The sequence below is a fragment of the Sphingobacterium siyangense genome (genome assembly GCF_007830445.1).
GTDB classification, from domain to species: domain Bacteria; phylum Bacteroidota; class Bacteroidia; order Sphingobacteriales; family Sphingobacteriaceae; genus Sphingobacterium; species Sphingobacterium siyangense.
Genome location: NZ_VLKR01000065.1, coordinates 1 through 7,228, shown reverse-complemented (window position 1 = coordinate 7,228; position 7,228 = coordinate 1). Strand labels below are relative to the sequence as shown.

Sequence of the window (7,228 nt, the reverse complement as noted above, 5' to 3'; positions counted from 1 at the left end):
ATGCATGGTAAACCGGAGATATTCAATACCGATCAAGGTAGTCAATACACGAGTGACCTGCACACCAAAGAACTGTTAGATAACGATATATCTATCAGTATGGATGGAAAAGGCAGGGCCTTGGATAATATTTTTGTTGAAAGATTATGGCGGTCTGTAAAATATGAAAACGTATATTTACAGGCCTACGATAGTCCAAGGTCTCTCCGTGCTGGGTTACGGTCTTACTTTGAATTCTACAATCAGGAACGCTTCCATCAGGGAATAAACTATAATACTCCGCAAAGCATGTATTTGCAAGCGGATGCGGCATAAAAATAGAATAACTTTTTTAGGCTTTCAAGAGCCAAAAAGTTATTTCCATTTTCAGCCCTAAAACAGAAAATACTATATAAAAATTAGAAATTTCTGTCTAAACAAACAGGCGCAGCTTAGAGGATTGCTGAGAGCCGTATCGTTAACAGCTATCTCGCTACCCTCTGTGAATTAGTAAAGTGGCGTATATACCGCAACATTGCGGCAGTATAATTATAGTTGTAAATAATTGATTTAATTCTGTATCGGAGGTAATACAAAAGTATTTAATAGCACCTCCTACTCTGGAGGTTTCATTTTCCGCCGGAAAAAGTCTATCCAACCCAAAAAAGATTGGATAGACATAAAGTCATCTCTAGAAATTAGAGTTGCTTTTAACTCGATTCTGAGCACTGAAAAACCGGCATCAGATTTTATGAATTTCTTACGAAGTTTTAAGGTTTTAATATCCATGCTTTTCTCTCTTCATTTTGTTTTTCAGGCTTCAGAATGAGGAAAAGTGCAATATTTATAATTGTTGATACAAATATACAGAATATATTTAAGTATTCAAATAACACTACAAAATGTTTTTGTATTTTATTCTCTTTTGAAAAATTATGTTTGATAAAATAAAATTTTCAAAAGATTTTGGCCAACACCTCAAAGACATAAGGGAAGGCAAAAAGATAAGGGTTGGTAAGAAAATCAGTCTTCGGAGGCTTGACCAAATCTCAGGTGTCGATCATAGTCATATTCATAAAATAGAAAAAGGAGAATCCTCCCCTTCTTTACTCACTTTAAAAGCCTTGGCTTTAGCCCTAGAAATTACGTTAGCTGATTTAGTAAACTTTGAAAACTAATTATTTGAAGCTTTCAATTCTTTCGATACAAAGACGATCTGTGATTTGAATCATTCTCGCTAATCTTGAGCTGATTTCTTTCAGGTCCTCAAGAGACACCTCAAAATCCATTTTATATTTCCCGCTTATATAAGCTCTATTTAATAGATCAAAAAGCCTTCTTTCATTACTATCTTTCACTTCGGGAAAAATTGCATTAAGTTCAGCTGAAATTATATTGATAGACCTTCTATATTTATACAGATTATGGAGTTTGGGTTTAATGCCCATAAAAACCAATAGAAGTGCGCTATAAATAGATTCTAAAGTCTGAAATAAAAACCAAAGAGTTAAGCCAGATCTAGTTTTACCATTAATTGTCTTTTCTAACTTTTCAAGTGCAGTTTCGTAAAACTCATTAGTATTACCTATCCAAAAATCATAATAGCTACTTATATTCTTTTTAATTTGTTCGACGAATAGAGGCTTAGGTGATTTTAAGGTACTTTTACCGCTATTATATAATATCACTCCCTCAAAAAACACAGGAACAAAAAAGAAATTACCCGTTACCAATTCCTTATTCACATAGTCAATATCATACATAAAGAAGTTAATATCAGGTCTCGCAGAGATTCTTTTTTCCAGCTCATTAGCCAATTCGTACTCCTTTATATTGGTTTTATTTGTAACAACTATTAAGTCATAATCGCTAATATAAAAGTAACGTATACCATCTTTCATGTATATCTGATCTTTATGCTCTCCACGAGCATAACTTCCATACAAAATGATCATATCAGGATCCACAAATTCGGCAATAACTTGTTTGATTGCCTCGATTTCCTTTAATTTATGCTCTGGCAATGATGCAGGTAATTGGGTATTCATAGGATAAAGGTACAGATTTTAAAGGTTTGGGGCAAACATATTAAAAGGAAAGCCATTCCCAAAAGAATGGCTTGCTCATATTTTAATAACTAAAGCTTTAGTACAGGACAAAATATATAAAGCCTTTAGGTCAAAAAATAATATCATCTTGCTTATTATTAATTATTGTCCTATATATTGTGCATATCTTGGTTCTCCTATCTTATTTGTGTACATTTGAATAAAAAACTTGACATTGAAACAAAGTCAATTAATCATTTTAAGTATAATGAAGAATCACTGTTTTATACATTTAGAATTAAGTTATGATAACTTATATTAAAATAAATGGTTTTAAATCATTTCATAATTTTGAAATGGAATTTACACCGTTAACAGTTATTGCTGGAACAAACGCTTCTGGAAAAAGTAATCTCTTTGATGCGTTAATGTTGTTATGTAGCTTAGCAGAAACAGATAACATAAAGAAAGCATTTAGAGATCAACGTGGAGAATTTCTTGAACTTTTCACTCAATATGGAGAAAATAATTACGCAACAGAGATGGAATTTCAAATTGAAATGCTACTTAACAAAGAGATCACCGATGCATGGGGAAATAACGCTTCTTTAAAATATACCAGGCTACATTATGAGCTACGAATAAAAAGATATACTAATGATTCCGGTATTGAAGATATTGAAGTTTCTTATGAGAGATTAGTAAATTTAAAGCACCAAGAAGATAAATGGATAAATTTAGTTCCAAATAAATTTAAAGAGATTTGGCGTCCAAAAGTTCCTACAGGCCGGAGAACAATACCATATATTGACACAACTATGGAAAATGGCATACCGACTGTAGAGGTTCCTCAAGATGGAAAAACAGGCAACAAACGACGATTTCCATTAAAAAATGCTTCAAGAACAGTTTTAAGCAGTTTTGACACAATAGATTTTCCACATGTGCTAGCTGCCAAAGAAGAAATGAAGAGTTGGAAATTTCTGCAACTTAATCCAGAAGATTTAAGAAAACCGACGGATAAATCAAATGGTGAGGCCTATATTTCTCAAAGCGGAAAAAATCTTGCTGCTGCACTTAATCGAATTTCTTTAAAAAACGAATATAGTTTAGGAGAAATTTCTAGAAAACTACAGTCTTTCGTACCTAACTTTATTGAGGTTAAGATTTTCGATGACAAAGAGAACAAACAGTTTTTAATTAAACTACTTGATAAAGACGGGAAAGAATATAGTTCAAGAGTATTGTCAGAAGGTACGTTAAGAATACTTGCTCTGTGTATTTTGGAACAAGACGACCATCATACAGGATTATTATGTTTTGAAGAACCAGAAAATGGAATACATCCTTTTAGAATAAGCGCTATGGCTTCCTTATTGAAAAGCCTAACAAACGACTTTACTGACAATGAGTTACCACTTAGACAGGTTATTGTTAACACTCATTCTCCAATACTAGTTAAGGAAATTTATAAATGGGAGAATGATAATAATGTCAGTATTTGGTATGCAGAGATTAGCAACAGAATTACGGATATAAACAAAGAAAGATTAAATATTTCAATTACTAATATTCTTCCTGTAACCAAAGAGTTACATTATCAATTGAATATACCATTCACAGAATCACAGAAAAAAATGACTTTAGCTTCAGTACAAGAATATTTAGAAACTACGGGAAATTTAGAATAATATGGCTCAATTATTTTTTGGATTAATCGCAGAAGGTACAACAGATTTTAGATTCTTCGAGCGCATTATTGAGAAAGCTTTGATAGATATTGCGTATGAATGTCGAGGAGAAATTGATATCGACATAAAAATCATTGAATGTAAAAAAGGCAATTCTTTTATCGAATTTGTTCTAAATGGTGCGGAAGTTGGATTAAATAGTTATGGAATCAATATGTTGATTGTACATTCGGATGCTGATGACAGCACAGCCACAAATACCTATACTCAAAAAATTACTCCAGCCATTGAAACATTAAATACTAAAAGTGCTGATACTCATTGTAAGAATCTTATAGCAATTGTACCAGTACACGAAACTGAATCGTGGATGCTTGCAGACAAAGAGATTTTTATAAAGGCTATAGGCACAAAAAAAACTGAAGCCGAACTTAATATAAATGGCAATCCAGAGACCTTTAATAATCCAAAAGAGAGAATCATAGAAGCTATTCGGATTGGTCGAGCGGAAATGCCCAAAAAGATGAGAGATGCGCTACAAATATCTGATCTTTATTCCTATCTAGGTCAAGCTATACAACTTGAAAAATTAAAAACATTTGCGTCATATTTAGACTTTGAAAGAAACATAAGGAGCGAATTTATTAAACTCAATCTGCTTCCACAATAAATTATCAAACAATGTTAATAGATTACTGAAGACCTGCTGTTCCAGCTCTCTTGATGTCCAATTATTCTTTCTGGTCTAGGCTATATAAAACTCCCATTGTTCCTCGCTATTAAGAGTTAAAAGTAGCTTATATTGGCTCTAACTCAATTGCGTCCACAGTGTAGACTCAATTGTAAATGTATAATAAAACTGACGGTACCAATTCAGCTCTCTAGACGAAAAACCACGACCAAACTTAGCATGTATTTTTCAATTAACCATTATTGTCTACAATTGCGAACGCAATGCGTTCGCAATTCAGGTTCAAATATTGGGTAAGATATTCCATAAATTACCGATGGAATATCTTACCCTATTTATTTAAATATTCCAATGCTTTTTCCATTACCTCATCCCTACCTTCGCGAATCCCCTTGATACTCGGTTTGACAATCTCATCAATTTTAATACCTACCCGCTGGGTTTCACGTTGATCTGGATAATAAATCCCCAGTCCGGAAAGCATTGTCCGCTGATTGCCCGGTAACTCTATGGAACTGACATTGCCATCAGCACCCGCTGTCGGTGATCCGAAAACCTTGACATTGGAAGCTGCCTGATAAGCCATCACATGATATTCCGCAGAACTCTGGGTATCTTCATTGACCAGAATAGCCACTTTCCCCTGATAGCAATCATTGGTATTCTCCCCAACTTGTAATGGGCTGCTCATTACAAAAGTGCCGGGATATTGAAGGCTCGTACTGCTAAAACGAACGAAATCAGTAGGCTTGGTCAACAACAAGGGTGTAAGCTTGAATACTAAAAAATCACCGGGATAATTGCGGTCATCAATCACAATACCTTTTACCTTGCTCCAGTTTGCCATATTTTCTGTGATCATCTTAGCACGCAGTAAACTGTGATTGATATACAAAATATTATTGTCCAGCATCTTAAAAGGCACGGTATCTCTTGAAGCAGGTTTAATTTGGCTAGAGGGTATCGCAGCAATATCTACTTTAATCGGCCGGCCATCACGCACTAACTCACAGGGCACAATCTCGCTATTGCTTGTCACAAGCTTTCGCGCCAGATCACGGTTGGCCACAGCTTCATTCGGTGTACTCATATAAGCCCAAAGCGAATCTCTGATTTCTTCAATCTTTTTATGTTCCTTACTGATGAGCACATCTCCTATGCTAAGTTTATCTCCGGATTTCTCACTATCAAAAACTTTAGTTACCACAGCTTTTCCTTCTATCATTCGGATCTCTACCGGCATACGGTACTTGCCATAATAATTTATCAGCCCTTTAGGCACGCTCCAGAGTCCGGTATGTGCATCTTTAACCTGGGATACCATCTTGAGAAGTGAAAGACCATAAGAACGATCATCCCGACTCAGGATCATTTCGGGCACAGCGGTCTTTAAAACAGCATCCCATTTCGAATCCGTCAGATGTTTATAGGGTGAAAAATATTCGATCATATTCCAAAAACGAAAAAGTGCCAATAGACGAAATCCTGCATCTGCTGAAAATACATTTTCATATTTTTTCTCGTTCTTGAAAAGGACATTACCTGCGCCGCCAGCAAAGCTAAAATAATGATGTTGATCAAAATTACTGTATCGAATACGTCTTAATTTATTCTTGATATCATTGTTAAAAGAGAGACCATCAATCCAGCTATAATCTACTTCATGAACCACATTTTCAAGCTGTGGCTTGGCATAGTTGGCCGTGGCACCGAGACTGTCTAAGAGCATCGCATAATGAGCCTCAACAGATTTATTATCCTTTGCTCTAATAATAGCGTCAATGGACTTAAACAACTGCTGATCCCAATCATATTTTCCTTGCGCCACAGCGGGATGTCTATATTTCAGGAAACCCCATATTCTCCCTAAATCCACTAAGCGTTGATCAATCTCGGGCGTAGTATTAAAATCAGAAATCCCCGAACTTGCAGGTTCACTGATCCCCTTGGCAAATGGCACAAACATTCCTACTTCTTTGGTAATATCCTTACCATCTACAGTAATGAGCACATCATCAACCCACATCTTACCTTCCCCAGAAAGAAAAAATGCAATGGATATCCCTTCGGTCTGGTTTGGCACCAATTTAGTTTTCAGCTTAATATTTTCCCAGTTTTTTGTCCCATTCATTTGGCGGTTAGCCATATTGTCGAAAAAGACTTTGGGATCGATCCGTAGCATCATCGACGCATAAGACCCTGCGATGATATTCTCACGCTTGATCATCGCAGACACTTCAATGGAATCCCCCTTTAAATTTGATGGTAACCACATCATAATCCCTCCGAAAGCGCTGTTCTTCTTTATACTTTCAATCCGAAGTGCTCCTTTTGCACTATAATACGTATCGTGATCTATACGACTTTTAAAAATCGTCGTATCACCGATATTGAACCAGGGATTTGTAATCGGTTGTTCAAATGAAAAGTTAAAATTTTGTTGACTAAAAACAGAAGTAGATATCGTTATTAGAAAAACAACAAGAAAAAAAAATAGGCTATTACACTTGCGTCCTAAACGTTTAAAAAGTGGCGGTGTTTAGATATAGCAAAGTTGCTATATTTAAATCGCAAAATTATAACACACCGCCATGATAAATTTAAATGTTTTTAGTCAGATTTTATCTCTTATCGACCGCGAATTATTCAAAGATTTGGTTTCAAAGCACAAAAGTGACAAACATCAGAAAGGGATCAACAGCTGGACGCATCTAGTCAGTATGCTTTTCTGTCATTTTTCCTCGGCAGATTCGGTTCGTGATATTAGTAACGGTCTACGCAGTACCACTGGTAATCTGAACCACTTAGGTGTAGTAAGA

General features: G+C 35.3%; 7 protein-coding genes. 5 read left to right on the top strand and 2 right to left on the bottom strand.

What is annotated here, in order from left to right; genetic code table 11:
• Window positions 1-315: integrase core domain-containing protein (locus IQ31_RS27120; RefSeq protein ID WP_145331483.1), on the top strand; the 315-nt coding region annotated here is incomplete at its 5' end.
• Window positions 316-914: 599 nt separating this feature from the next.
• A complete protein-coding gene (locus IQ31_RS27115) occupies window positions 915-1,157 on the top strand; it encodes a helix-turn-helix domain-containing protein (protein WP_145331481.1) in 243 nt (80 codons plus the stop codon).
• Here the strand turns inward: IQ31_RS27115 and IQ31_RS27110 are convergent, their stop codons facing one another.
• Entirely contained in the window at window positions 1,158-2,027 is an 870-nt protein-coding gene (locus tag IQ31_RS27110; RefSeq protein WP_145331479.1) for a nucleotidyltransferase domain-containing protein, read from the bottom strand.
• 305 nt (window positions 2,028-2,332) lie between these two features.
• Here IQ31_RS27110 and IQ31_RS27105 point away from each other — a divergent pair, with 305 nt between their 5' ends.
• Entirely contained in the window at window positions 2,333-3,718 is a 1,386-nt protein-coding gene (locus IQ31_RS27105; protein ID WP_145331477.1) for an AAA family ATPase, read from the top strand.
• Between the two features lies 1 nt (window position 3,719).
• Complete coding sequence (locus IQ31_RS27100) at window positions 3,720-4,388, top strand: DUF4276 family protein (RefSeq protein ID WP_145331475.1); 669 nt, start codon at window positions 3,720-3,722, stop codon at window positions 4,386-4,388.
• Between the two features lie 352 nt (window positions 4,389-4,740).
• Here the strand turns inward: IQ31_RS27100 and IQ31_RS27095 are convergent, their stop codons facing one another.
• Window positions 4,741-6,687 (bottom strand): S41 family peptidase, encoded by a 1,947-nt coding sequence (locus IQ31_RS27095; protein WP_145331473.1) that lies wholly within the window; start codon window positions 6,685-6,687, stop codon window positions 4,741-4,743.
• A 313-nt stretch (window positions 6,688-7,000) separates the two neighbouring features.
• Between IQ31_RS27095 and IQ31_RS27090 the strand changes: the two genes are divergently transcribed.
• On the top strand, window positions 7,001-7,228 hold a 228-nt coding region (locus IQ31_RS27090; protein WP_145331471.1), incomplete at its 3' end, for a DUF4372 domain-containing protein.

Bases quoted from the DNA above. Each gene is read 5' to 3' on its own strand.
- IQ31_RS27115 (WP_145331481.1), top strand. From the start codon at position 915: ATGTTTGATAAAATAAAATTTTCAAAAGATTTTGGCCAACACCTCAAA.
- IQ31_RS27110 (WP_145331479.1), bottom strand. From the start codon at position 2,027: ATGAATACCCAATTACCTGCATCATTGCCAGAGCATAAATTAAAGGAA.
- IQ31_RS27105 (WP_145331477.1), top strand. From the start codon at position 2,333: ATGATAACTTATATTAAAATAAATGGTTTTAAATCATTTCATAATTTT.
- IQ31_RS27100 (WP_145331475.1), top strand. From the start codon at position 3,720: ATGGCTCAATTATTTTTTGGATTAATCGCAGAAGGTACAACAGATTTT.
- IQ31_RS27095 (WP_145331473.1), bottom strand. From the start codon at position 6,687: ATGATGTGGTTACCATCAAATTTAAAGGGGGATTCCATTGAAGTGTCT.